The sequence below is a fragment of the Streptomyces sp. NBC_00102 genome, from assembly GCF_026343115.1.
Classification (GTDB): domain Bacteria; phylum Actinomycetota; class Actinomycetes; order Streptomycetales; family Streptomycetaceae; genus Streptomyces.
Genome location: NZ_JAPEMC010000001.1, coordinates 4199436 through 4221903 on the forward strand (window position 1 = coordinate 4199436; position 22468 = coordinate 4221903).

22 protein-coding genes and 1 tRNA gene are annotated in these 22468 nt (G+C 71.0%); 15 read left to right on the forward strand and 8 right to left on the reverse strand.

The genetic code is table 11. The annotated features are described in order from the left end of the window. Window position 1: 1 nt before the first annotated feature. Genes OHA55_RS18845 through OHA55_RS18860 form a run of 4 tightly spaced genes read left to right on the forward strand, consistent with a single transcriptional unit; the run spans window position 2 to window position 2074 of the window. Window positions 2–604, forward strand: coding sequence for a 4Fe-4S dicluster domain-containing protein (locus OHA55_RS18845; protein WP_266707822.1), 603 nt, complete (start codon window positions 2–4; stop codon window positions 602–604). Continuing rightward, window positions 601–1416 carry a ubiquinol-cytochrome c reductase iron-sulfur subunit gene (locus OHA55_RS18850; protein ID WP_266707824.1) on the forward strand — a complete coding sequence of 272 codons (816 nt, stop codon included), beginning with the start codon at window positions 601–603 and terminating at the stop codon, window positions 1414–1416. The genes OHA55_RS18845 and OHA55_RS18850 overlap by 4 nt, the downstream gene beginning before the upstream one ends. Beyond that, window positions 1413–1793, forward strand: coding sequence for a hypothetical protein (locus OHA55_RS18855; RefSeq protein ID WP_266707826.1), 381 nt, complete (start codon window positions 1413–1415; stop codon window positions 1791–1793). The genes OHA55_RS18850 and OHA55_RS18855 overlap by 4 nt, the downstream gene beginning before the upstream one ends. 44 nt (window positions 1794–1837) lie before the next feature. After that, window positions 1838–2074: a hypothetical protein gene (locus OHA55_RS18860; RefSeq protein WP_266707828.1), complete on the forward strand. Its 237-nt coding sequence runs from the start codon at window positions 1838–1840 to the stop codon at window positions 2072–2074. Window positions 2075–2163: 89 nt separating this feature from the next. Here the strand turns inward: OHA55_RS18860 and OHA55_RS18865 are convergent, their stop codons facing one another. From OHA55_RS18865 to OHA55_RS18885, 5 genes are all read right to left on the reverse strand, one after another. Further along, window positions 2164–2934 carry a hypothetical protein gene (locus tag OHA55_RS18865; protein ID WP_266707830.1) on the reverse strand — a complete coding sequence of 257 codons (771 nt, stop codon included), beginning with the start codon at window positions 2932–2934 and terminating at the stop codon, window positions 2164–2166. Window positions 2935–3092: 158 nt separating this feature from the next. Continuing rightward, window positions 3093–4001, reverse strand: coding sequence for an S-methyl-5'-thioadenosine phosphorylase (locus tag OHA55_RS18870; RefSeq protein WP_266707832.1), 909 nt, complete (start codon window positions 3999–4001; stop codon window positions 3093–3095). Window positions 4002–4187: 186 nt separating this feature from the next. Further along, window positions 4188–4541, reverse strand: a complete 354-nt coding sequence (locus OHA55_RS18875; protein ID WP_266707834.1) for an FmdB family zinc ribbon protein — start codon at window positions 4539–4541, stop codon at window positions 4188–4190. 66 nt (window positions 4542–4607) lie between these two features. Next, the gene (locus OHA55_RS18880; protein WP_266707836.1) at window positions 4608–5888 is read right to left on the reverse strand and encodes an MFS transporter; all 1281 of its coding nucleotides are present in this window, start codon (window positions 5886–5888) and stop codon (window positions 4608–4610) included. A 380-nt stretch (window positions 5889–6268) separates the two neighbouring features. Next, on the reverse strand, window positions 6269–8068 hold the full coding sequence (locus OHA55_RS18885) for a potassium/proton antiporter (RefSeq protein WP_266710797.1): 1800 nt from the start codon (window positions 8066–8068) through the stop codon (window positions 6269–6271). A gap of 277 nt (window positions 8069–8345) precedes the next feature. Between OHA55_RS18885 and OHA55_RS18890 the strand changes: the two genes are divergently transcribed. Further along, complete coding sequence (locus tag OHA55_RS18890; protein ID WP_266707838.1) at window positions 8346–11105, forward strand: penicillin acylase family protein; 2760 nt, start codon at window positions 8346–8348, stop codon at window positions 11103–11105. 27 nt (window positions 11106–11132) lie between these two features. On the opposite strand, the gene OHA55_RS18895 is transcribed toward OHA55_RS18890, so the two are convergent. Continuing rightward, window positions 11133–11738 carry a 5-formyltetrahydrofolate cyclo-ligase gene (locus OHA55_RS18895; RefSeq protein ID WP_266710799.1) on the reverse strand — a complete coding sequence of 202 codons (606 nt, stop codon included), beginning with the start codon at window positions 11736–11738 and terminating at the stop codon, window positions 11133–11135. A 130-nt stretch (window positions 11739–11868) separates the two neighbouring features. On the opposite strand from OHA55_RS18895, the gene galU reads away from it, so the two are divergent. From galU to OHA55_RS18930, 7 genes are all read left to right on the forward strand, one after another. Continuing rightward, entirely contained in the window at window positions 11869–12771 is a 903-nt protein-coding gene (galU, locus tag OHA55_RS18900) for a UTP--glucose-1-phosphate uridylyltransferase GalU (protein ID WP_266707840.1), read from the forward strand. Window positions 12772–12775: 4 nt separating this feature from the next. Continuing rightward, window positions 12776–14086 (forward strand): gephyrin-like molybdotransferase Glp, encoded by a 1311-nt coding sequence (glp, locus tag OHA55_RS18905; RefSeq protein ID WP_266707842.1) that lies wholly within the window; start codon window positions 12776–12778, stop codon window positions 14084–14086. Between the two features lie 119 nt (window positions 14087–14205). After that, complete coding sequence (gene moaC / locus OHA55_RS18910) at window positions 14206–14706, forward strand: cyclic pyranopterin monophosphate synthase MoaC (protein WP_266707844.1); 501 nt, start codon at window positions 14206–14208, stop codon at window positions 14704–14706. 158 nt (window positions 14707–14864) lie between these two features. Next, the gene (locus tag OHA55_RS18915) at window positions 14865–15338 is read left to right on the forward strand and encodes a molybdenum cofactor biosynthesis protein B (protein WP_266710801.1); all 474 of its coding nucleotides are present in this window, start codon (window positions 14865–14867) and stop codon (window positions 15336–15338) included. Between the two features lie 17 nt (window positions 15339–15355). After that, entirely contained in the window at window positions 15356–15979 is a 624-nt protein-coding gene (locus OHA55_RS18920; protein WP_266707846.1) for a GNAT family N-acetyltransferase, read from the forward strand. A 165-nt stretch (window positions 15980–16144) separates the two neighbouring features. After that, on the forward strand, window positions 16145–17389 hold the full coding sequence (gene glpR / locus OHA55_RS18925; RefSeq protein WP_266707848.1) for a gephyrin-like molybdotransferase receptor GlpR: 1245 nt from the start codon (window positions 16145–16147) through the stop codon (window positions 17387–17389). A 141-nt stretch (window positions 17390–17530) separates the two neighbouring features. Beyond that, window positions 17531–17604: transfer RNA gene (locus OHA55_RS18930), tRNA-Ala, on the forward strand. A gap of 246 nt (window positions 17605–17850) precedes the next feature. On the opposite strand, the gene OHA55_RS18935 is transcribed toward OHA55_RS18930, so the two are convergent. Both OHA55_RS18935 and OHA55_RS18940 read right to left on the reverse strand, forming a co-directional pair. Then, the gene (locus OHA55_RS18935) at window positions 17851–18162 is read right to left on the reverse strand and encodes a DUF4265 domain-containing protein (RefSeq protein WP_266707850.1); all 312 of its coding nucleotides are present in this window, start codon (window positions 18160–18162) and stop codon (window positions 17851–17853) included. A gap of 21 nt (window positions 18163–18183) precedes the next feature. After that, the gene (locus OHA55_RS18940) at window positions 18184–18789 is read right to left on the reverse strand and encodes a DUF6461 domain-containing protein (RefSeq protein WP_266707852.1); all 606 of its coding nucleotides are present in this window, start codon (window positions 18787–18789) and stop codon (window positions 18184–18186) included. A 600-nt stretch (window positions 18790–19389) separates the two neighbouring features. On the opposite strand from OHA55_RS18940, the gene OHA55_RS18945 reads away from it, so the two are divergent. The 3 genes from OHA55_RS18945 to OHA55_RS18955 all read left to right on the forward strand — a co-directional run bounded on the left by OHA55_RS18945 (window position 19390) and on the right by OHA55_RS18955 (window position 22451). Continuing rightward, a complete protein-coding gene (locus OHA55_RS18945) occupies window positions 19390–20157 on the forward strand; it encodes a hypothetical protein (protein ID WP_266707854.1) in 768 nt (255 codons plus the stop codon). 973 nt (window positions 20158–21130) lie between these two features. Then, window positions 21131–21328, forward strand: coding sequence for a hypothetical protein (locus OHA55_RS18950; RefSeq protein ID WP_266707856.1), 198 nt, complete (start codon window positions 21131–21133; stop codon window positions 21326–21328). Window positions 21329–21536: 208 nt separating this feature from the next. After that, window positions 21537–22451, forward strand: a complete 915-nt coding sequence (locus OHA55_RS18955) for an RNA polymerase sigma-70 factor (RefSeq protein ID WP_266707858.1) — start codon at window positions 21537–21539, stop codon at window positions 22449–22451. Window positions 22452–22468: the final 17 nt, after the last annotated feature.

The following is a 22468-nucleotide window of genomic DNA, read 5'->3' on the forward strand; positions in this document are numbered from 1 at the left end:
CGTGATGGGAAGAACGATCTTCATCGATCCCGGCCGCTGCATCGGCTGCCAGGCCTGCGTCTCCGCCTGCCGCGAATGCGACTCGCACCGCGGCAAGTCGATGATCCACCTCGACTACACCGACGAGGGACAGTCCGTCGCCTCCCTCCCCACCGTCTGCATGCACTGCGAGGACCCCGTCGCCCCGTGCGCCGAGGTCTGCCCCGCCGACGCCATCCTCGTGACGGCCGACGGCGTGGTGCAGCAGGCCGACACCACCCGCTGCATCGGCTGCGCCAACTGCGTCAACGCCTGCCCCTTCGGTGTACCCAAGATCGACCTCGGCGCGAAGCTCCAGATGAAGTGCAACCTCTGCTACGACCGCACCGCCTACGGCCTCGCCCCCATGTGCGCCACCGTCTGCCCCACCGGAGCCCTCTTCTACGGAACGGTCGAGGAACTCCAGGCGGAGCGCCCCGGGGTCCAGGTCGCCGACACCTTCGTGTTCGGCTCGACCGAGGTGCGCACCGGAGTCGCCATGGTCGTCCCCGCGGACAAGGTCCAGTGGCCCGTACCCGGCGGGCTGCCCGTCGTCGAGATCAACGGTAAGGACGTCCGCCGATGAGCATCACCGAACAGCCCCCGGGCAACGAACGTCCCACCGGGAACGACCCCCGCGACGCCCTCCACGACCGGATCTCCGCCGACGCCCTCACCACCCGCCGCGACTACCTCCGCATCGTCACCACCGTCTCCGGCGGACTGGCCGTCGGCGGCATCGGGGTGGCCGCCGGCATCCTGCACCGGCACGGCGACACCGACGACGGGAAGCCGGCCCAGCCCAAGAGGATCGCCTCCCGGCTGCTTCCCGGGGAGTCCCTCGCCTTCCGCTACCCCGGCGAGGAGGACCGCGCGGTGGCCGTACGGCTCGACGACGGCACTCTCGTCGGCTACTCCGCGATCTGCACCCACCTCGCCTGCGCCGTGCTGTGGCGGCAGGACCGGGGCGTCGAGGGCGAGCTGTACTGCCCTTGCCACGAGGGCGTCTTCGACGCGCGCACCGGCGAGGTCACGGCCGGACCGCCGCCCCGCGGGCTGCCCAAGGTGGTCGTCACCGAGGAGTCCGACGGCAGCATCTGGGCGATCGGCACCACCCGGTCCGGCGAGTCCATCGAGGAAGGCGTCTGCCGCCAGCTCAGGGAGACCAACCCCGGCCTCGCCGGCCGCCTCGACTGCCCCGGAACCACCGACGGCGTCGAAGCACCGGGCCGCAGCGGGAACGGCAGCACCGAGGCGCCGGACCGCGGCAGAACGGCCTCCGCGCACCGCGTCCGGAGTACGGAAGCGGGCGGGGGAGCGGTCGGCGGAGCAGCTGGGGGAGCGGTCGGCGGAGTAGCCGGGGGAGCGGTCGCGGGAACGGCGGGTGGCCGGGCATGACCGAGGAACAGCCGCCGCCCGAGGGCCCGGCGTACCCCGAGTACCACCCGGGAAGCGCCCGGCCCGAGCTGAACCGGCCCGTCAAGGAGCGCTATCCGCAGATCCGGCCCACCAGCGGGTACGGCGACCCCCGGGTCCGGCACACCGGTCCGGGGCCCGGAGCGGGCACCGATCAGGAGCCCGAGCGGTCGGCCAAGCTGACCGCCCGCCTGGTCCTGGCCATGACCGTGGTCGTCGGCCAGCTCTGGGGCCTGCTGGTGATCATCGACGAGTGGATGGAGGGCAACACCGGGACCGCATGGTGGGGCGCCGGCTTCCTCTGCCTGTCGTTCCTGGTGGTCCTCGGGCTCTGGTGGCTGGACCCGAAGGACCGCTGACCGGCCCGGCGGGGCCGGTGCTCCCGCAGCCGTACCCTGGAAGCATGAGCACCGCCCCCGCCCCCGGATCCAGCGAGCCGCAGCCGCGGACCCCCGAACACGCTGAAGACGCTGAACACGCCCACCAGGCCAAGCCGCGGCCGAAGTTGCACTTCGGTGATCCGCTGGACCAGCAGTCGTCCGACGACACGGACCGGGGCTGGGGAGAACGTCCCGCAGCCGGTGGCAGCGCCGCCGATCTCGCCCGCTTCCTCGACGAGAAGCCCCCGCACCACATCTGAGCGGTCCGAGTCCGAGCCGTCCGAGCCGCCGGCCCCGCGGTGTCCCGGGCCGTGAAGTCCCGGCGCGCACCACGGCCGTGGTGGTTCGCTCACGCATCCGACACCGCCACGAGCAACTCCCCCGAGGCATGGGCACCGGCCAGGGCCACCGCCGTCTCGCGGGTCACCGACAGCATCACCAGCGCACCCCCGTCCGGATCTCCCGCTCCCGGGGACACCGGCCAGTCGGCGAGCGCCCGATCCGGCCGCTCCGCCGGGCCCCCGGCGGCCGAGCCCGGGACACGGCGGACCCGTACGTCGTGCGCCACCACCTTCGCGTCGCCCCCGGCCGGGGCGGAGATCACGTCCACCCGGTCGCCGGGGCGCAGCAGCCGCACCGTCGCCGCGTCCGCGATCCGTACCGGGGCGGACACCAGGCGCACCGGGGAGCGTGGGCGCTCCGGTGCTGGTACGCCCGCCGCACTGCCCTCCGTCGCCCCGAGGCCCGAGGCGGCGAGCGCGGCGGCGGCCAGCGCGAAACCGGCCGCCAGCGCGCGGTGCCGGCCGTACAGCGCGCGCCGTAAACGCAACGCCCCACCGCCGCCCCGCACCCGCAGTGGGGCGAAGTCGGGGACTCGGCACAAGGGCGGTACGGGCGTCGGAAGCCGGGCGGTCCCGTCAGGGCGCGCCCACCCCGGAGCGGTCCGGGCGGGGCCTGTCCGCGAGGGTGCGCCGGGGGAGACGGGGAGGCCGGGATGCCCGGCCGCCGAAAGAGCGGAGGACGGCCGGCTCGTGGTGTCCGGGAACGTCGTGGTGTCCGGGAACGTCGTGGTGTCCGGGAACGTCGTGGTCTTCGGGAACGTCGTGGTGTTCGGGAACATGGTGTCACCTGGATCTGCGTGCGGAAGTCCGCCGGATGCCCCGGTCGGACCCCCTCACGATCCCCCGTGCGCAGCGATCCCGCCGGGGCCTGTGGACGGTCCACCGATTGTGGACAACTCCGCCACCCGCAGGGGTGAAACCACCACGACCCGAGCCTCTACGGCAGCGTGATCCCCGTGTCGAGGCCGTCCAGCGCGCGGGAGCACACGCAGTCGCGGTTCTCCCCGGAAGGCAGCTGCGCCACCGTGTCGAAGAGCACCGAACGCAGCCGGTCGACGTTCTCCGCGAACACGTGGAGCACCTCCTCGTGGGAGACCCCTTCGCCCGCCTCGGCCCCCGCGTCCAGGTCCGTGACCAGGGTCATCGTGGAGTAGCAGAGGCCCAGTTCGCGGGCGAGCACGGCCTCGGGGTGGCCGGTCATCCCCACCACCGACCAGCCCATCGCCGCGTGCCAGCGCGATTCGGCGCGGGTCGAGAAGCGCGGGCCCTCGACCACCACGAGCGTCCCGCCGTCGACCGCGTCCCAGTCCCGTCCGCGTGCCGCCGCGAGCGCGGCGGCACGCCCCCTGGGGCAGTAGGGGTCGGCGAATCCGAGGTGCACGACGTTCGGCACCGTGCCGTCGGGCAGCGGTTCGCCGTCGTAGTAGGTCTGGGTGCGGGCCTTGGTGCGGTCGACCAGCTGGTCCGGTACGAGCAGCGTGCCCGGTCCGTACTCGGGCCGCAGCCCGCCGACCGCGCACGGGCCGAGCACCTGGCTCACGCCGACGGAACGCAGTGCCCACAGGTTGGCGCGGTAGTTGATGCGGTGCGGCGGAAGGTGGTGGCCGCGCCCGTGCCGGGGCAGGAAGGCGACCGGGCGTCCGGCGATCTCGCCGAGGAAGAGGGAGTCGCTGGGGTCCCCGTACGGCGTCTCCACCCGGACCTCGGTGACGTCGTCCAGGAAGGAGTAGAAGCCCGAGCCCCCGATGACACCGATCTCCGCGCGGAGCCCCGGGGCCTCGCCCGCGACCGCCGCTTCGGCCGTATCCCCGCCCGTACCCGTACCCGTACCCGTACCAGCGCTCATGCCGTCCCCCCGGCCCTGCGCGTACCCGCGTCCGTGATCGTGCCTGCGTTCACCATGCGGGTCAGGCTAAGGGCTGTCCCGCCGCGGGGGACAGCACGAAGACTCCGCCGAGGTGATCGGCGGAGTCCCGGTGAAGCGGTGTGTACGCGGTGAGGCGGTGGCGCTGCGTGCTGCGTGCTGCCAGGCTCAGGCGGCCGAGCCGCTCGACGAGGTCGAGGCGGACGACGAACCGGACGACGAGGCCGACGCGGTCGAAGCCGAGGACGAGCCCGAGTCGGAGCCCGAGGAGCTCGACGAGGAAGACGACTTCGCGGAGTCGGACGACTTCGTGGACGACGAAGCAGGCGTGCTGCTCGACGACGATCCACGGCTGTCGTTCCGGTAGAAACCGGAACCCTTGAAGACGATGCCGACCGCGGAGAACACCTTCTTGAGGCGTCCATTGCAGTTCGGGCACACGGTCAAGGCGTCATCGGTGAACTTCTGCACCGCCTCAAGGCCTTCGCCACATTCGGTGCACTGGTACTGATAGGTCGGCACTTGCTCCTCCTGGCACTCTCACTCAGTGAGTGCTAACGACGTTCCATACTGACGTATTCCGTGGAATCAGTCCACCGTGACTGGCTTCCGGTGACCGATCCCACGTGCCACGGCCCGCCCGGAAGAGGCCGGAAGCAGCCGAGAACGCAGGGCCAGCAGGGTCGCCAGTGCGAGCACCGTGGCCACCAGCGGCACCACGAATCCGCTGCTCGCGCCCCTTTCGTCGGCCAGCCGGCCGGCCACCGTGACGGCCCCGGCCTGTCCCAGGGCCACCGCGCCGGTCAGCCAGGTGAACGCCTCGGTCCGCGCGGTGGCCGGGACCAGCGCGTCGACCAGGGTGTACCCACTGATCAGCGCGGGCGCGATGGAGAGCCCGACCAGGAAGCCGAGCCCTGCCATCAGCGGCGCGGAGTGCACCGCCCAGAGCGCGGATGCGGTCAGGGTCAGGGCGGCGTACCCGACGATCAGCCTGCGGCGGGGGCCGCGCTTCCAGGCGACGGCGCCGCAGACGATCCCGGCCAGCATGTTGCCGGAGGCGAAGACCCCGTAGAGCAGGCCGTTCACCCCGGGGTGGCCGATCTCCTCGGCGAACGCGGTCAGCGAGACCTGCATGCCGCCGAAGACCGCGCCGATGCCCAGGAAGGTGACCGCGAGCACCCGGACACCGGGGACCGCGAGGGCGGAGGTGCGGGGCGCGGAGTCCGCGGTGGGGGAGTGCGTGGCGGGCTCGGTGGAGCGCCGCGCCGCGAAGAGCGCCCCGCCGAGCAGGGTCAGCCCCGCCTCGGTCACCAGCCCGGCCGCCGGGTGCACCCCGGTGCAGAGGGCGGTGGTGAGTACGGGCCCCAGGACGAAGGTGAACTCGTCCGTCACCGATTCGAACGCGGCGGCCGTCGCCATCAGCGGGGAGGCCGGGCGGCCGGGTGCGGCCCCGAGCAGTGCCGCCCAGCGGGCGCGCACCATGGGGCCGATCTGCGGGATCGAGGCACCGGTCGGCACGGCGGCGGCGAAGAGCGCCCACAGGGGCGCGTGCGCCAGCGCGAGCGCCGTCAGCGCCCCCACCGACACCGAGTGCGTCAGTACGCCGGGCAGCAGCACGGTCCGCTGCCCGAACCGGTCAGCCAGTCGGCCGCTCTGCGGCGCGAACAGGGCCATCGAGACGCCGGAGACCGCCGCGACGGCGCCCGCGCTGCCGTAGGAGCCGGTGGTGTGCTGGACGAGCAGGACGATGCCGATGGTCAGCATCGCGAAGGGCTGCCGGGCGGCGAAGCCCGGGAGCAGGAAGGTCCACGCACCGGGGGTGCGCAGCAGTTGCCCGTATCCGGGGCGGACGGGGACCGTGGACGCCACGGCCGTGCCTTTCTGCCGCCTGGTGGCACCGCGCCCGTGACGCCGTCGAGGCGTACGGGGGCTGCCGAGAGCTGTCCTCTTCGCGCGGAACTGCGGTAGATGCCGGGCGTCCCGCTCAAGGGGTGCGGAGGAGCGACGCCACGACCGCCATACGGTCGCGCCAGCTCTGCATCAGACAGAGTTGGTCGATCAGATCGACCTCATGTTACAGCCGGAAGTCGCGGCGGTACGGGGTCGCGGGCGGCGTACCCGGTACGTACGCGCGGTACGGGCGCCCAGGGCGCGCGCACCGGGGCGAGCGGCCCGCGTCGGCCCGCACCCCTGCCGTATACGGCTCCGCACGGGACCGGGCACCTCGCGCCCGGGCACCTCGCGCCCGGTCAGCGGCGCGCGGTCGGTCCCTCCGAGCGGTCGCCCGCCCCCGGCAGGCCACCGTCCCCGTGGCGCTCCGGGCGGTTCTGGGCTTCCGGCCGGCCGGACTTCTCCATGCGCGGGCTCTTCCCCCGGCGCCCGCCCGTCTCCGAGCGGCCCGTCCCGCGCCGGTCCGCCTCCGCCCGCCCCGGGGTGTCCGCCGCGCGGGCGGCCCCCGCGGCGCGGGCCGCCGCCGCGCTGCCGCGTCGCGCCTTCGGCGCGGGCTCGGGCCCGTCCGCCGCGCCGCTGAGCCGCTGCATGGTGTGGGCGATCCGGTCCAGGTGGGTGGCCCGGGCCAGCCTGGCCACGGCGTCGCCGTCCACCACGCCTGCCGCGTGCTGCCCCGTGTTCAGCCAGCCGGCCAGCTTGCCGCCCTCGCCGACCGCCCGCAGCCGGGCCTCGGTCGCGTCGCGTACCGGGTCGGTGGAGACCACCAGGAGCTCGTCGCCGCGCCGCAGCACGGTCGCGGGGGCGGGTACGAAGCTCGTACCGTCGCGGACCACCAGCGTGACGGCCGAGCCGGCCGGGAGGCGCAGCTCGCCCACCTCCACACCGTGCATCCGCGACTTCGCCGGGATCGCGACGGAGAGCAGGTGTCCGCGCAAACGCTCCAGGGGCGCGGACTCGATCCCCAGGTCGGCCGCTTCGGACGGGTCCTCGGCGATCTTCAGCGCCTTGGCGAGCCAGGGCAGCGTCGGGCCCTGGATCAGCGTGTAGACGATGACCAGCACGAAGACGATGTTGAAGACGCGGGTGGAGCCGTCGATGCCGGCCACCATCGGGATGGTGGCGAGGATGATGGGGACGGCGCCGCGCAGCCCCGCCCAGGACATCAGGGTCTTCTCGCGTTTGGGCAGCCGGAAGGGCGCCAGGCTCAGGAAGACCGAGAGGGGCCGGGCCACCACGGTGAGCACCAGGCCCACGACCACCGCGGGCCAGAAGTCGTCGAGCAGGTCGTGCGGGGTGACGAGCAGGCCGAGCAGGACGAACATGCCGATCTGGGCGAGCCAGCCGAGCCCGTCGGCGAAGCCCCGGGTGGCGGGCCAGTGCGGCAGCTTGGAGTTGCCGAGCACCATGGCGGCCAGGTAGACGGCGAGGAACCCGCTGCCGTGCGCGATGGCGCCCTCGGCGTACGCGGTGACCGCGATGGCCATCACGGCGATCGGGTAGAGGCCGGAGGCGGGCAGCGCGACATGGCGGAGCGCGTAGGCGCCGAGCCAGCCGGCGGCGAGGCCGATGGCGGCGCCGATGGCGAGTTCCAGCGCTATCTCGCCGATCAGGACGTACCAGTGCTCGACCGGGCCGACGGTGGAGAACGCGAGGACGAGGATGACCACCGGGGCGTCGTTGAAGCCGGACTCGGCCTCCAGCACACCGGTGATCCGGGAGGGCAGCGGCACCTTGCGGAGTACCGAGAAGACGGCCGCCGCGTCCGTCGAGGAGACCACCGCGCCGATGATGAGCGCCTGCTTCCACTCCAGCCCGACGAGGTAGTGCGCCCCTGCCGCGGTGACGCCCACGCTGATGCCCACGCCCACGGTGGAGAGCACGGCCGCCGCCGGCAGCGCCGGTCTGACCTCTTTCCACTTCGTGCCCAGTCCGCCCTCGGCGAGGATCACGACCAGGGCGGCGTAGCCGATGACCTGGGTGAGTTCCGCGTTGTCGAACTGGACGTCGAAGATGCCGTCCTGTCCGAGCGCGATGCCGATGCCGAGGTACAGGAGCAGGCTGGGAAGCCCGCTGCGGGACGAGACCCGGACCGCCGCCACCGCGACCAGCAGCACGAGCGAGGAGACCAGCAGGAGTTCGTTGAGCGTGTGGACAGACAGGGCGCGCTTCCTTCCCCGTGTACGCCGCCGGGCAGGTTCCCGGCGGGTAGGTACTTCGTTACCTTACCTAATCTTTAACGCTTTCTTGACGCCTTCGATTATGTGTACGACCTGTGTGCGGATGCCTGCAGCCCCCCACCGCGTCCGAGTCGGATCGGCGCTGCGCCTATGGTTGCCCTTGCACTCCCAGGACCACCCTGCCCCGCGAAGGACAGCGATGCCCGCCAACACAACCGTCTCTGCCGGTCCTTCCGCTGCGAGGAAATCCGGCAGGAAGAAGGGGCGACGCGCCCGCCTCATCGTGATCGTCCTGGTCCTGGCGCTGGTCGCGGGTGTCGGGTACGGCGCGTACTGGTCCGTCGCCACGGTCCGGGCCTCGTACCCGCAGACCACCGGATCGATCGAGGTCCCGGGGCTGGCCGGAGACGTCGAGGTCAAGCGCGACGACTACGGCATCCCGCAGATCTACGCGGACACCGACGCCGACCTCTTCCGCGCCCAGGGCTTCGTCCAGGCGCAGGACCGCTTCTACGAGATGGACGTCCGCCGTCACATGACGGCCGGGCGGCTCTCCGAGATGTTCGGATCCAGCCAGGTGGAGACCGACTCGTTCCTGCGCACGCTCGGCTGGCGGAAGGTCGCGCAGGAGGAGTACGACAAGGTCCTCAGCGCCGACACCAAGAAGAACCTCCAGGCGTACGCGGACGGCGTCAACGCGTATCTGAAGGGCAAGGACGGGAAGGACATCTCCGTCGAGTACGCGGCGCTCAACCTGACCAACGACTACAAGCCCACCGAGTGGACCCCGGTCGACTCGGTCGCGTGGCTGAAGGCGATGGCCTGGGACCTGCGCGGCAACATGCAGGACGAGATCGACCGCTCGCTGATGACCAGCAGGCTCTCGGCGAAGCAGATCGCGGACCTGTACCCCGAGTACCCGTACGACAAGCACGAGACGATCGTCGGCGAGGGCGCGGTCTCCTCCGTCACCGGGGAGTTCGACCCGGACGCCGAGGCGACCGACACCACCGTGGACGGGGACACCGTCGCCGGCGCCACCGAGGGGCTCAACACCCAGCTCGGCGCGCTCTCCGACACCCTGGACGAGATCCCGGCGTTGCTCGGCCCGAACGGCAACGGCATCGGGTCGAACTCCTGGGTCGTCTCCGGCTCCCACACCACCACCGGCAAGCCGCTGCTGGCCAACGACCCGCACCTGGCGCCGATGCTGCCCTCGCTCTGGTACCAGATGGGGCTGCACTGCCGGGAGGTCTCGGCGAAGTGCCAGTACGACACCGCCGGCTACACCTTCTCGGGCATGCCCGGTGTGATCATCGGTCACAACCAGGACGTGGCCTGGGGGCTCACCAACCTCGGCGCCGACGTGACCGACCTCTTCCTGGAGAAGGTCTCCACCGACGGCTACCTCTACGACGGAAAGACGGTCCCCTTCACCACCCGTGAGGAGACCATCAAGGTCGCCGGTGGAAAGAGCCGGAAAATCACCGTCCGCGAGACCAACAACGGCCCCGTCGTCTCGGACCGCAGCGGCGAGCTGGAGAAGGTCGGCCAGAAGGCCCCCGTCGACGGCGCCGCCCCCGACCGCGCCTCCGGGTACGCCGTCTCGCTGAAGTGGACCGCCCTCCAGCCCGGCCACTCCATGGACGCCGTCTTCGAACTGGACCGCGCCGACGACTTCGCGTCCTTCCGCGATGCCGCCAAGGACTTCGAGGTCCCCTCGCAGAACCTCGTCTACGCCGACACCAAGGGCAACATCGGCTACCAGGCACCCGGCTGGATCCCGGTCCGCAAGTCCGGCGACGGCACCATGCCGATGCCCGGCTGGTCCTCGAAGTACGGCTGGAAGAAGGACCCGATCCCCTTCAGCGAGCTGCCCTACGAATACAACCCGGACCGCGGCTACATCGTCACCGCGAACCAGGCGGTCGTCGACGACACGTACCCCGAGCTCCTCACCAAGGACTGGGGCTACGGCACCCGCAGCCAGCGCATCAACGACCTCATCGCGTCGAAGATCAAGGGCGGCGAGAAGATCTCGACCGACGACATGCAGAAGATGCAGATGGACAACACCAGCGAGATCGCCGCGCTGCTGGTGCCCAAGCTGCTGAGCATCAACATCGCCGACAAGGACGTCCGCGAGGCGCAGAAGCTGCTGGAGGGCTGGGACTACACCCAGGACTCCGACTCGGCCGCCGCCGCGTACTTCAACGGCGTCTGGCGCAACATCCTGATGCTCGCCTTCGGCGACAAGCTGCCCAAGGAGATGCGCGTCAAGGGGGACTGCATCTACGTCACCCGCGCCGACGCCACCGGCCCCGTCGACGAGCAGAACAAGCTGGTCCGCGAATGCGGCCAGCGCGACGCGGACTCGGCGCAGCCGGACGGCGGCGACCGCTGGAACGAGGTCGTCGCCAAGATTCTGGACGACGAGGACAACGCCTGGTGGAAGGTGCCGGCCCAGGGCCGCGAGACCGCCATCGACAACCGCGACCAGCTGTTCGCCCGCGCCATGGACGACGCCCGCTGGGAGCTGACCGCCAAGCTCGGCAAGGACATCTCCACCTGGAGCTGGGGCCGGCTGCACCAGCTGACGCTGAAGAACCAGACCCTCGGCACCTCCGGTCCGGGCCTGCTCCAGAAGGCCCTGAACCGCGGTCCGTGGAACCTCGGCGGCGGCGAGGCGGCGGTCGACGCCACCGGCTGGAACGCGGCCGGCGGCTACGACGTCATCTGGGTGCCGTCGATGCGGATGGTGCTGAACGTCGGCGACTGGGACAAGTCCCGGTGGATCAACCTCACCGGCGCCTCCGGGCACGCGTTCAGCGCGCACTACACCGACCAGACCGACAAGTGGGTCAACGGCGAACTGCTCGACTGGTCGTTCGGTGCCGACGCGGTCGACGCCTCGACGGTCGACACGCTGACCCTCAAGCCCGCGGCGGCCACCGGCTGACCGGGCGCCGGAGCGCGCGGAGGCCGGTCACCGGCCGAAGCGGCGCGTTCCGGCCGGAGTGACGACGGCGTCCACGGGGTGGTCGTGCGGTTCCGCCGGAACCCGCGCGACCACCTCGTGTCCGTAGAGCAGCACCACCAGCGCCGGGTGCGCCCCCGCCGCGGTGAGCCGGGCCAGCACCCGGTCGTAACTGCCGCCGCCCCGGCCGAGCCGCATGCCGCGGGTGTCGGCGGCGAGGCCGGGCAGCAGCACCGCGCCGGCGTCGAGGACGGCCGCCGGGCCGAGCCGGGGGCCGCCGGGTTCGAGCAGCCCGCGCCCCGCCTTCAGCAGCCGGTCCGGGCTCTCGTACACCGCCCAGTCCAGGTCGTTGTCGGGGAGCAGCACCGGCAGCAGGACGCGTACGCCCCGGGCGCGCAGCGCGTCGAGCAGTGCGCGGGTCCCCGGTTCGCGTCCCACCGAGACGTAGGCGGCGACGGTCCGGGCGCCGGAGAGTTCGGGCAGGGTGAGTGCGGTACGGGCCAGCGCGTCGGCGGAGTCCGTCAGTTGTTCCGGGGTCAGCGTCGCACGCGCGGCGAGCAGCTCGCGCCGCAGGGACGCCTTCAGGACCGGGGTGCCGGCAGGGACTCCGGCCAGGGCTTCGGCCTCTTCGCCGACGGGATCACGGGGCACAGCAAGCTCACACTTTTCTCATAAGGCCGCATAGGCGCACAAAGTTAACCGGATGGTCTGCTTCCGTTCCTGCTCAGCCGTTATGGTTCTGCGCATGAACGAGTCGACACCCAGGATCAGCAAGGCCGTCATTCCGGCCGCAGGTCTCGGTACCCGCTTCCTGCCGGCTACGAAGGCCACTCCCAAGGAGATGCTGCCCGTCGTCGACAAGCCGGCCATCCAGTACGTCGTCGAAGAAGCCGTCGCCGCCGGCCTCTCCGACGTACTGATGATCACCGGACGCAACAAGCGTCCGCTGGAAGACCACTTCGACCGTAACTACGAGCTGGAATCCGCGCTGACCCGCAAGGGGGACGCCGAACGGCTCCAGAAGGTACAGCAGTCCAGCGACCTCGCCACCATGCACTACGTCCGCCAGGGCGACCCCCGCGGTCTCGGCCACGCCGTACTGTGCGCCGCCCCGCACGTCGGTGACCAGCCGTTCGCGGTCCTCCTCGGCGACGACCTGATCGACCCGCGCGACGCCCTGCTGGCGCGGATGGTGGAGGTCCAGGAGCGCGAGGGCGGCAGCGTCATCGCGCTGATGGAGGTCGACCCGTCGCAGATCCACCTGTACGGCTGCGCCGCGGTGGAGGACACCGCCGAGGACGGCGTCGTCCGCATCACCGGCCTGGTGGAGAAGCCCGACCCGGCCGAAGCGCCCAGCAACCTCGCCATCATCGGCCGGTACGTGCTCGACCCCGCCGTCTTCGGCATACTCCGACGGACCGAGCCCGGCCGGGGCGGCGAGATCCAGCTGACCGACGCCCTCCAACTGCTCGCGGCCGACGAGAAGATCGGCGGGCCGGTGCACGGCGTCGTCTTCAAGGGCCGCCGCTACGACACCGGCGACCGGGGCGACTACCTCCGGGCCATCGTCCGGCTCGCCTGCGAACGCGAGGACCTCGGCCCGGACTTTCGCACCTGGCTCCGCCGTTACGTCACCGAGGAGATGTAAGTCCTTGAGCAGCACGATCTGGTCGGTCGACGACCACCTGGCCGACATCCTGGACGCGGTGAAACCGCTCGAACCCATCGAGCTGCAACTGGCCGACGCCCAGGGGTGTGTACTGGTCGAGGACGTCGTGGTGCGGATCGCGCTGCCCCCCTTCGACAACAGCTCCATGGACGGCTACGCGGTCCGGGTCGCCGACGTCACCGGGGCGAGCGAGGAGTTCCCCTCGGTGCTCACCGTCCTCGGCGACGTGGCGGCCGGCAACGACGGGCTCCCCGGCGGCGGGGTGGTCGGCCCCGGCCAGGCCGCCCGGATCATGACCGGGGCCCCGCTGCCCAAGGGCGCCGAGGCCGTCGTCCCCGTCGAGTGGACGGACGGCGGTACGGGCGAGGGCCCCGCCACCACCATGCGCGCCCACCGGGACGCCCCGGAGGGCGCGAGCGGCGAGGTCCGGGTGTACCGGGCCGCCACGGCCGGAGCCCACGTCCGGGCCTCCGGCAGCGACGTGAAGCCCGGCGACCTGGCCCTCGCGGCCGGATCGGTCGTCGGCCCGCCGCAGGTCGGCCTGCTCGCCGCGATCGGCCGCGCCACCGTCAAGGTCCGACCCCGTCCCCGGGTGGTCGTCGTCTCCACCGGCAGCGAACTCGTCCAGCCCGGCGAAGAGCTGGCGGGCGGCCAGATCTACGACTCCAACAGCTACGCGCTCACCGCCGCCGCCCGCGACGCCGGCGCCCTCTCCTACCGCGTCGGCGCGGTCACCGACGACGCCGAGACGCTCCGCGCCACCATCGAGGACCAGCTCATCCGGGCCGACCTGGTGGTCACCACGGGCGGTGTCAGCGTCGGCGCGTACGACGTCGTCAAGGAGGCTCTCTCCTCGGTCGGCGACGAGGACGAGCCCGGCAGCGGCATCGACTTCCGCACCCTCGCCATGCAGCCCGGCAAACCACAGGGCTTCGGCTCCATCGGCGCCGAGCACATCCCGCTGATGGCACTCCCGGGCAACCCCGTCTCCGCCTACGTCTCCTTCGAACTCTTCGTCCGCCCCGCGATCCGCCGGCTGATGGGCCTCGAAGAGGTGCACCGGCCCACCGTCCGAGCCGCCCTCACCACCTCCGAGGCGCTCTCCTCCCCGGCCGGCAAACGGCAGTTCCTGCGCGGCTCGTACGACGAGGTGTCGGGCACCGTCGTCCCGGTGGGCGGCTCCGGCTCGCACCTGATCGCCGCGCTGGCACGGGCGGACGCGCTGATCGTGGTGCCCGAGGACGTCACCTCCGTGGAGCCCGGCACGGAGACCGAAGTGGTCCTGCTCCGCTGAGACGGCCACGGTGGCGGTACGGTGTCTGCCGCTGCCTCACCGGGGGACGTACCCCGGGCCCCCGGCCCGCACTCCGGTGCTGAGCGGGCGAACGGCGCCTTACCGCTAGGCGGAGTGAGTTGAGTACGCAGAACAGGCTGACGCACATCGACGAGGCGGGCGCGGCCCGCATGGTCGACGTCTCGGCCAAGGACGTCACGGCGCGTGTCGCCCGGGCCAGCGGCCGGGTGCTCGTCTCGCCCCGGGTGATCGAGCTGTTGCGGGGCGAGGGAGTCCCCAAGGGCGACGCCCTCGCCACCGCCCGTATCGCCGGGATCATGGGGGCCAAGCGCACCCCCGACCTCATCCCGCTCTGCCACCCGCTCGCCGTCTCCGGCGTCGAGGTCGACCTGAGCGTGGCCGACGACGCGGTCGAGATCACCGCCACGGTGAAGACCACGGACCGCACCGGCGTCGAGATGGAGGCGCTGACGGCGGTCTCGGTCGCCGCGCTCACCGTGATCGACATGGTGAAGGCGGTTGACAAGGCCGCGGTCATCACCGACGTACGGGTCGAGACCAAGTCCGGCGGCAAGTCCGGAGACTGGGTACGCCCGGCACGGCCGGGAGCGGACGCGTGAGCGCCTCCGGCTCCCCGGCCAACGGCTCCTCGGCCTCGGAAGGTCCGGCTTCAGGCCTTCCGGCTTCCGGCGGCCCGGCTTCAGGTTCCCCGGCTTCCGGCGGGTCGGCCGAAGCGCGTTCCGGGGGCACCGGCCCCGCCCCGTACACCGCGCTCGTCATCACCGCCTCCAACCGCGCCGCCGCCGGCGTCTACCCCGACAAGGGCGGCCCGATCCTCGTGGAGGGGCTCACCGGCCTCGGGTTCGCCACGGACGGACCGCTGGTCGTGCCGGACGGCGAGCCGGTCGAGCTGTCGCTGCGCGCCGGGATCGCCACCGGATACGACGTCATCCTGACCACCGGCGGTACCGGCATCTCGCCCACCGACCTCACCCCCGAGATGACCCGCAGGGTGCTGGACCACGAGGTGCCCGGCATCCCGGAGGCGATCCGCGCCGAGAACCGCGCCGCCGTACCGGCCGCCGCGCTCTCCCGGGGGCTCGCCGGGGTCGCCGGGCGCACGCTGATCGTCAATCTGCCCGGTTCGACCGGGGGGGTGCGCGACGGGCTCACCGTCCTCGGCCGGATCGTGACGCACGCCGTCGACCAGCTGCGCGGCGGCGACCACCCACTGCCCGGGAGCCCGTCCTGAACGCCCACCTCTGGCCGGTGCTCCTGAAGGACGGCGAGGTCACGCTGCGGCCGATACGCCTGCGGGACCAGAACGTCTGGCGGGAGGTCAACCGACGCAACCGCGACTGGCTCCGCCCCTGGGAGGCCACCGTCCCGCCGCCCGTCCCCGGGGGCCCGGTCATCCGCAGGCCCACGTACCGGCAGATGGTCCGGCACCTGCGGTCCGAGGCGAGAGCCGGCCGGATGCTGCCGTTCGCGATCGAGTACGAGGGCCGTCTGGTGGGCCAGTTGACCGTCGCGGGCATTACCTGGGGCTCGATGTGCTCGGCCCACATCGGCTACTGGGTCGACCGGGAAGTCGCCGGTCGCGGTGTCATGCCCACCGCCGTGGCGCTCGCCGCCGACCATTGTTTCCGCCGGGTAGGTCTGCACCGCATCGAGATCTGCATTCGCCCCGAGAACCGGCCCAGCCGCCGGGTCGTGGAGAAACTCGGATTCCGTGAGGAAGGGCTGCGGCCTCGCTATCTCCACATCGACGGCGCCTGGCGGGACCACCTCATCTACGCGCTCACGTCGGAGGAGGCGGCCGACGGGATGCTCCGCCGCTGGCACCGGTCGAGGCCGGGGTCGAGGCCGGGGGAGTACCGGTCGGCCGAATAAATCAAATGCGTGTTCGAAATGAACGCCCTGTCGTCGCATTAAGCACCGGCAGCGTCACTCGTTGGTCTGAACAATCACAAAAAAGGCCCGTGATATCACCCTGATCGTGCGACACACCGTGGCAATTGGCGGATGCCGCCGTGCAAACCCCTCTACGGTGTGAGCGTGAGCAGCAGCGGCCTCATCTACGCAGTCATCGTCGGGGCCTGGGCCGCCTACTTGGTGCCGATGTGGCTCCGAAGGCAGGACGAACTCAACGAAGCGCGTCCGACGGAACGCTTCAGCACCGCCATCCGGCTGCTGTCCGGACGGGCGGCGATGGAGCGTCGTTACGCCAAGGAGTTGCGGGAACGCGACGCCGAGGGGGCGGAACCGGTCGTCGACCCGGACGCCGAGACGGACCGAATGGAGTCCGTCGACGTCCGGGCCTTCGCCGCGCCCGGGGCACACACCGAAGCCAGGATCCTCGATCCGGCGCACGCTTCCGGGCGGCCGTCCGGACGTCCGGCGGTGGAGCACCCGGCGCACCCCGCCCACTCGGGCCACTCCGTACAGTCGGCGCACTCCGCGCACGAGCGGAGCGACCCGCGGGACCGTCAGGCGGCGCAGCGCCCGTCCGCCGGGCGGCCTCCCGAGCAGCGCGTCGCGCCGTCCGCGCCGCGCGCCCGGGGCGGGGCCGAGGACGCCGAACGCGTCCGTCGCGCCCAGCGCTCCCAGGTGCTGGCCCGTCGTCGGCGCACCACCAGCGTCCTCTTCCTCGTCTTCACCGCGGGCGCGATCGTCGCGGCGGTCGGCGGTCTCGGCTTCCTGTGGGCCCCCGCCGCACCGGCGTTGATGCTCAGCGCCTACATCGTGCACCTGCGCGCCCAGGAGCGGAGGCGGTTCGCCTTCACCATGGACCGCCGGCGGGCCGAGGACGCGGCCCAGCGCCTGCGCGAGAACCGCCCGCGCCGCCACCAGCAGCCGGCGGCACCCGCGGTCGAGCCCGACGGGGAACCCGAAGCACACCACCCGGCGGACCCGGCCCCCGTGCCGGCCGTCTCCCCGCAGGAGGCCGGCCGCCGGGCGCTCGTCGAGCAGACGGACCACGCGGAGTGGGTGGACCAGCAGCGCGAACGCGGCCGGGTCCAGGGCGATAGCTGGGAGCCCGTCCCCGTACCGCTGCCCACCTACGTCACCGCCCCGGTCGCCCCGCGCGCCTCCGGCGGTGTCGAGGTGAACGACCCGGAGACCTGGAGCGCCGCCCGCTCCAGCACCGCCGAGCCCACGACTCCGGACCCGGCCGTCCCCGACGTGGACCAGGCCCCCCGCCGCCGGCCCGACGCCCGTCGCACCCGCGACCGGGGCCGCACCCCGCTCTTCGACCAGTACGACGACGAGGAGGACCGACCGCGTGCCGCCAACGAATGACGGCAGCGGAACGGCCCTCCGGCCCGACCGGCACCCGGGAGCGCCCGGGCCGGAACGCCCCCGGAACCCCGACACCCCTGACCAGGGGGGAACGGATTTCCAAGCACCCCCTGGAGGGTGCTAGAGTTTCACTCGTCGCAAGGGCCTGTGGCGCAGTCTGGTAGCGCACCTCGTTCGCATCGAGGGGGTCTGGGGTTCAAATCCCCACAGGTCCACAGACGACAGTTCGCGAGTAGCTCTCGTGAACGTCACGAGATCCCGTTCAGCCGAGAGGCTGGGCGGGATCTCGGCGTTGGTGGGGTGTGCCCGGAGCGGTGTCCGAACGTGGGCGGGGCCTCGATCAGCTGCCTGCCGGAGGATCGGCCTGGTTTTCGGGGTGGTTCAGGTGCGTAGGCCTCTTGTTCGGGCACATGGCCCCGCGAGACCTGCATGATCCAGACGAAACCCTCGGCGGGCGACCCTCATCCTCGTGCACCAGACTCCCGGGCGCCGGTGACGCACTCTTCCTCCCCGTGCCACCAGCCCAGTGCCTCGCCGTGTTCCAAGAGCTGGCGGATGCGAGGCCGGTTCGCCTCGGGCGGAACATCCATGGCCGCCATCCGGAACCGCTCGATCCCTTCGCCCGTCGTGTCGAGGCGGTGGAACACCTCCACCACTTTCTGCCGGGCAGTGGCTGAGCCGTCGTCCTTCAGCACGATCGGTCGGATCGTGCGGTTCTCAGACGGACGTACCGTCTCCCCGGCCCGGAGAACACCGTTGCTGTCTGGCTCCACCTCGATGAAGTCCGAGCGATGTCACCGGATCCGGATGGTGGCGCACGCGAACGTCGTGTCCTGGAGCAGCGTCGGAGTGATGGCGACGCCGGTCAGGTGCTCCGCCAGTGCGAACGCTGCCGGCGAGGACAGATCCGTTTCCGGAGACTCCTCCTCGAAATGGAACCCGATCCGCCCCATGAGGTCGAGGAGTTCGTCGGGTGCGGTGCCCCATCGGTCTTCCGGGAACATGGGGTCGAAGCACAGGCGAAGCACCTGGTCCTCTGCCCAGAGGAACGTACCGACGGCGTTGATGTTGACGAAGTGCGAGACCCAGCTCGTCCCGGCGGAGGCCGGCAGGACTCGATCTTCGGTGACTCCGAGGTAGCCGTTGGGCTCGATCAGGAGTGTCCAGGTGCCCACAGTGGTCATGGCGATCAGCTGACGGGCACCTTCCTCCAGGCCGTACTGGGCGAAAGCAGCGTCGACGACCGCGGCTATGCCCCGCAGAGGCGCCTCCTGTCGTCCTTCGAGCCGGGACATCAGCTCAGCAGGGGACAGGCCCCGCACCAGGGTGAAGCAGTACGCCTCGGCGATGTCTGGAAAGTCGTCCTCGAACCATGCGTAGTCCGCTCCGGTCTTCGTCATGCCGCCCATCCTTGCCCCTGTGTCTGACAGCGGCGGAGCCGGCCGCCGGCGGGATGGGAAACGATCTCCGCCGATTCGGGAAGCGATCTTCGTACGCCTCTGGAGTGCCTGGTCAGGGGGACTCGTGAACAGCCCGCAGACGACAGTTCGCGAGTAGCTCTCGTGAACGTCACGAGATCCCGTCCGGTCGGAAGACCGGGGTAGTTCGGGCGAGGGAGATGTACCGGGACCTTCGCCGGGCGTGCGGGCGGAGGAATCACCCGCCGCCGACCTGGCAGTCGTAACGACGCCACGGCTCGAACAAGGTGGAGACCGACGACAGCAGCCGACTGTGACTGCCCGGAGACACCGGCCGCCGGAATGGAGCCCCTTCTGGTGCCCTGCGTCCGACCCAGTCGATGTGCGACTTCAGTAACAACGGTTCCAGTAGAGCTGGTTGCGGGACAGCCCTTAGGTGGGTTCGGTAATCGAGAAGTGCCTCCTTGTCCGAGGCGCCCGAAGTACGCTGCACGACGAGGGCTGTTCAGGCCCGGTTGGAGGCTGGCTGAAGTGTCCGCACCATGCACCGGCTGGGTACGCGAACTTCGAGGACACGCAGTCATGTTCACCGGAAAGACCCTGGTCGACGGTGAATGGGTTGTCCGAAAGGACTGCTTCTCTCGTTCGCAGACGCTAGGAGCTACCTGCCAGAACAGTTTTTCCAGGAAGGTGACCCTCGTGGTCCATGGAGAGCTGGCAGGCAACGTCAAGGACATGGACCGGGGACTGAGCAGGAAACTGTTGGCGGTGTTGGAATCACGCAAAGCGGGCCGACACATACACGTGGTCGACGCCGCCGGCTATTCAGATCTCCTGTTCGGAGCTCCGGCTCGCTGCCGGGATCTCAAGGTGCAGGGGGAATACGTAACGGTCATGCCCGAGGACGGAGATGGATTCCTCGGTGGACCGTTCGACAGGATTCATCTGCGCACCCGAGGGCTCGGCCGTTTCGAGGCCGGTGTTCTGGGACGCGGCACGCCGCGACACGAGAAGCTGCTGTCGCGTCTGATCGATCAGGTCACCGGGCGGATGGCACTCGAAGCCCGTGCCCCAGCGCGCCGCGGTCCACACTTCGACCTCGGCTGGATCAGTAAACGGACCGCGTACGGTGCGTGGGTGGCGGTTCCCCAGCAGCCGGCCGACGAACGGACGACATACCTGACGGATGTTGTCGAGCACGTGAGCAGGGCAGTCCGTTCTGTTCCGCGACACGGCCAGGCCCAGCCCCTAGTGGTTCTTGAGGACTCCGTAGACCTGAACTCCGGGCTGGAGGAGGAGGCGAGGTCGCTCGGTGTTCTCCTCAGGAAGGTCGGGGATGTTCCTCGTTGAAATGTTGAACAAGCGTTACGGAGGCGTAGGAATCAGCGCAGTCAAGGGGGACGCTCGTGGGCAGCGTAAGACTGACTCGCACGTGTGTGAAGTGCCGCAATTTTGTCGAGGTCGAGCAGGACGGCTGCGTGGCTGTCCACACCAGGCCGCTGAGTGGTCTCCACTGCCATGCTTCCGGCCAGCTCGCCTCACGCGTGTCGGTCCAATGGGGGCCTGGACCTCGGCGTAGCCGCACGATGGTGAGCGAGGGCAAGGGGCGCGTGCATGGTGTGCGGAAGAACGCTGAGTACCTCAAGCCCCCTGAGTGGATACCGAGTTATCAAGGCGCGCACCTGGCTTCGATCGGTTTGCCCGCCAAGGGATGGTTAGCTGTCTGGTTCCCAGCGCACACCATGTGGGAACACGAGCGGAAACTCCACAGCTGGCTTGGAAGCGATCGGTCGTTCCGGTGGGACGGCCGCCAGGGGTGTTGGACGGTTGCCAGCGATCGCTTCCCCCGAATAAGCACGGAGCTGCTCCAGAGGTACCCAGGGGTCCTCATCGGCCGAGAGTACAACCCGAGTGAAAAGTGCAACTCGTCCTGTCAAAACGCCCGGGGCTTCCTGTGCACATGCTCTTGCCTTGCGAAGTACCACGGTCGTGGGAAATGGCGCAGCGGGTGGACGACTCTGGGTGAGTTCGGCGATCGGCGCGAGGGTAGACCGTGGCATTGGATGGCCGTCGCCGTTGCAAGCTGATCGCCTGGCACCCCTCTCGCAGAAGGCCTGCACAGCCGCCGAGCCACGCGTCCCGATCCTGCCGACCGAGATTCCTGCCCGCATGGCCGCCCTGGGGCCGAAAGCCCGAGTACGTCCAGTACGGGGGCTTCCGGCCGACACTCCGAGAGCACACACCTGACGCCGCTCCTTGGCGGGCAAACCTTGGCTGACGCGGTACTGGCTTGGGTGGTTCGTCCATCTTCAGGAGGGTTCCGGTGCGGAAGTTTCTCGGTGTTCGTGCGGGTGCGGTGGTCGGGTGGGCGGTGGCGGCCATGCTGCTTTCCGCCCAGGGCGCGCAGGCCGCTCCACCGGTCGGACCTCCGGAGGACGAGCCGGGGACGGTCGTCATGTCCAACGAGGAGTACGACGCGATGATGGCGCAACGCTGTCCGGAGGAGGGCTGGGGGAGATGACGGGACGGAGGCCGGTTCGACGGGGCCCGGTCCGGAGTCCCCGTGGCCGGGCCTCCAGGGAATGTCACATCCCGTGGGGCTGTTCTGTCTCTCCTGCGGAGACAGAGACGCTTTCCGAGCCCGTGACCCAGGAGGGACCTCCCATGATCCGCAAGGCCCGTGTACCGGCCGCCCCGGCGCGGCACCGCACCCTCACCGGTGCCGCGTCATGACCGGTTCCGATGCCGTTACCGGCTCCGACGCGGCGCTCGCGCACTTCCAGGAGCACCACGCGGCCCTGTTCGGCATCGCCTACCGGATGCTCGGGAGCGCGGCGGACGCCGAGGATCTGCTCCAGGACACCTGGCTGGCCTGGAGCCGGGTCGATCACGCCCGGATCGACAGCCCCGGCGCCTATCTGGCCCGTACGATCACCAACCTCTCGCTCAACCGGCTGACCTCGGCGACCGCGCGGCGGGAGGCGTACGTCGGGCCGTGGCTGCCCGAGCCGCTGGTCACCGAGCCCGACGCGAGCGACACGGTGGAGCAGGCGGAGGCGGTCTCGCTGGCGATGCTGGTGGTGCTGGAGTCGCTCTCCCCGCTGGAGCGGGCGGTCTTCGTGCTCAAGGAGGTCTTCGGCTACCCGTACGCGGAGATCGCCTCGATGGTCGACCGTACGGAACCGGCGGTGCGGCAGGCCGGCAGCAGGGCGCGCTCGCACGTACGGGCGCGCCGGCCGCGTTACGAGGCGGCACCCGAGGTGCGCCGCAGGGTCACCGACGAGTTCCTGGCGGCGTGCGTCGGCGGCGACCTGAACCGGGTGCTGGCGATGCTGGCGCCCGACGTGACGGTCTGGTCCGACGGCGGGGGCAAGGTCCACGCGGCGCTGCGGCCGATCCACGGCGCGGACAAGGTGGCCCGCTGGCTCCTGGGCGTGATGTCCGCGCCGCTGCCCGACACGGTGTACCACCGGGTCGACGTGAACGGTGAGCCCGGCCTGCTGGTCACGGTGGCCGGGGTGACCGACGACGTCCTCGTGGTGGAGACGGGCCCGGCCGGCATCGTGGGCATCCGGGTGGTCCGCAACCCGGACAAGCTGGAGCGGGTGCCCGTGCCGGAGCGGCCGTTCAGGCCGCGCGGCTGAGGACCGCGCGGCGCTCG

Coding starts and splice junctions, on each gene's coding strand:
- OHA55_RS18870 (WP_266707832.1), bottom strand. CDS start 4,001: ATGAGCGCTGGTACGGGTACGGGTACGGGTACGGGCGGGGATACGGCC.
- OHA55_RS18865 (WP_266707830.1), bottom strand. CDS start 2,934: ATGTTCCCGAACACCACGACGTTCCCGAAGACCACGACGTTCCCGGAC.
- OHA55_RS18945 (WP_266707854.1), top strand. CDS start 19,390: ATGTTCACCGGAAAGACCCTGGTCGACGGTGAATGGGTTGTCCGAAAG.
- OHA55_RS18850 (WP_266707824.1), top strand. CDS start 601: ATGAGCATCACCGAACAGCCCCCGGGCAACGAACGTCCCACCGGGAAC.
- OHA55_RS18955 (WP_266707858.1), top strand. CDS start 21,537: ATGACCGGTTCCGATGCCGTTACCGGCTCCGACGCGGCGCTCGCGCAC.
- OHA55_RS18890 (WP_266707838.1), top strand. CDS start 8,346: ATGCCCGCCAACACAACCGTCTCTGCCGGTCCTTCCGCTGCGAGGAAA.
- OHA55_RS18940 (WP_266707852.1), bottom strand. CDS start 18,789: ATGACGAAGACCGGAGCGGACTACGCATGGTTCGAGGACGACTTTCCA.
- OHA55_RS18860 (WP_266707828.1), top strand. CDS start 1,838: ATGAGCACCGCCCCCGCCCCCGGATCCAGCGAGCCGCAGCCGCGGACC.
- OHA55_RS18855 (WP_266707826.1), top strand. CDS start 1,413: ATGACCGAGGAACAGCCGCCGCCCGAGGGCCCGGCGTACCCCGAGTAC.
- galU (WP_266707840.1), top strand. CDS start 11,869: ATGAACGAGTCGACACCCAGGATCAGCAAGGCCGTCATTCCGGCCGCA.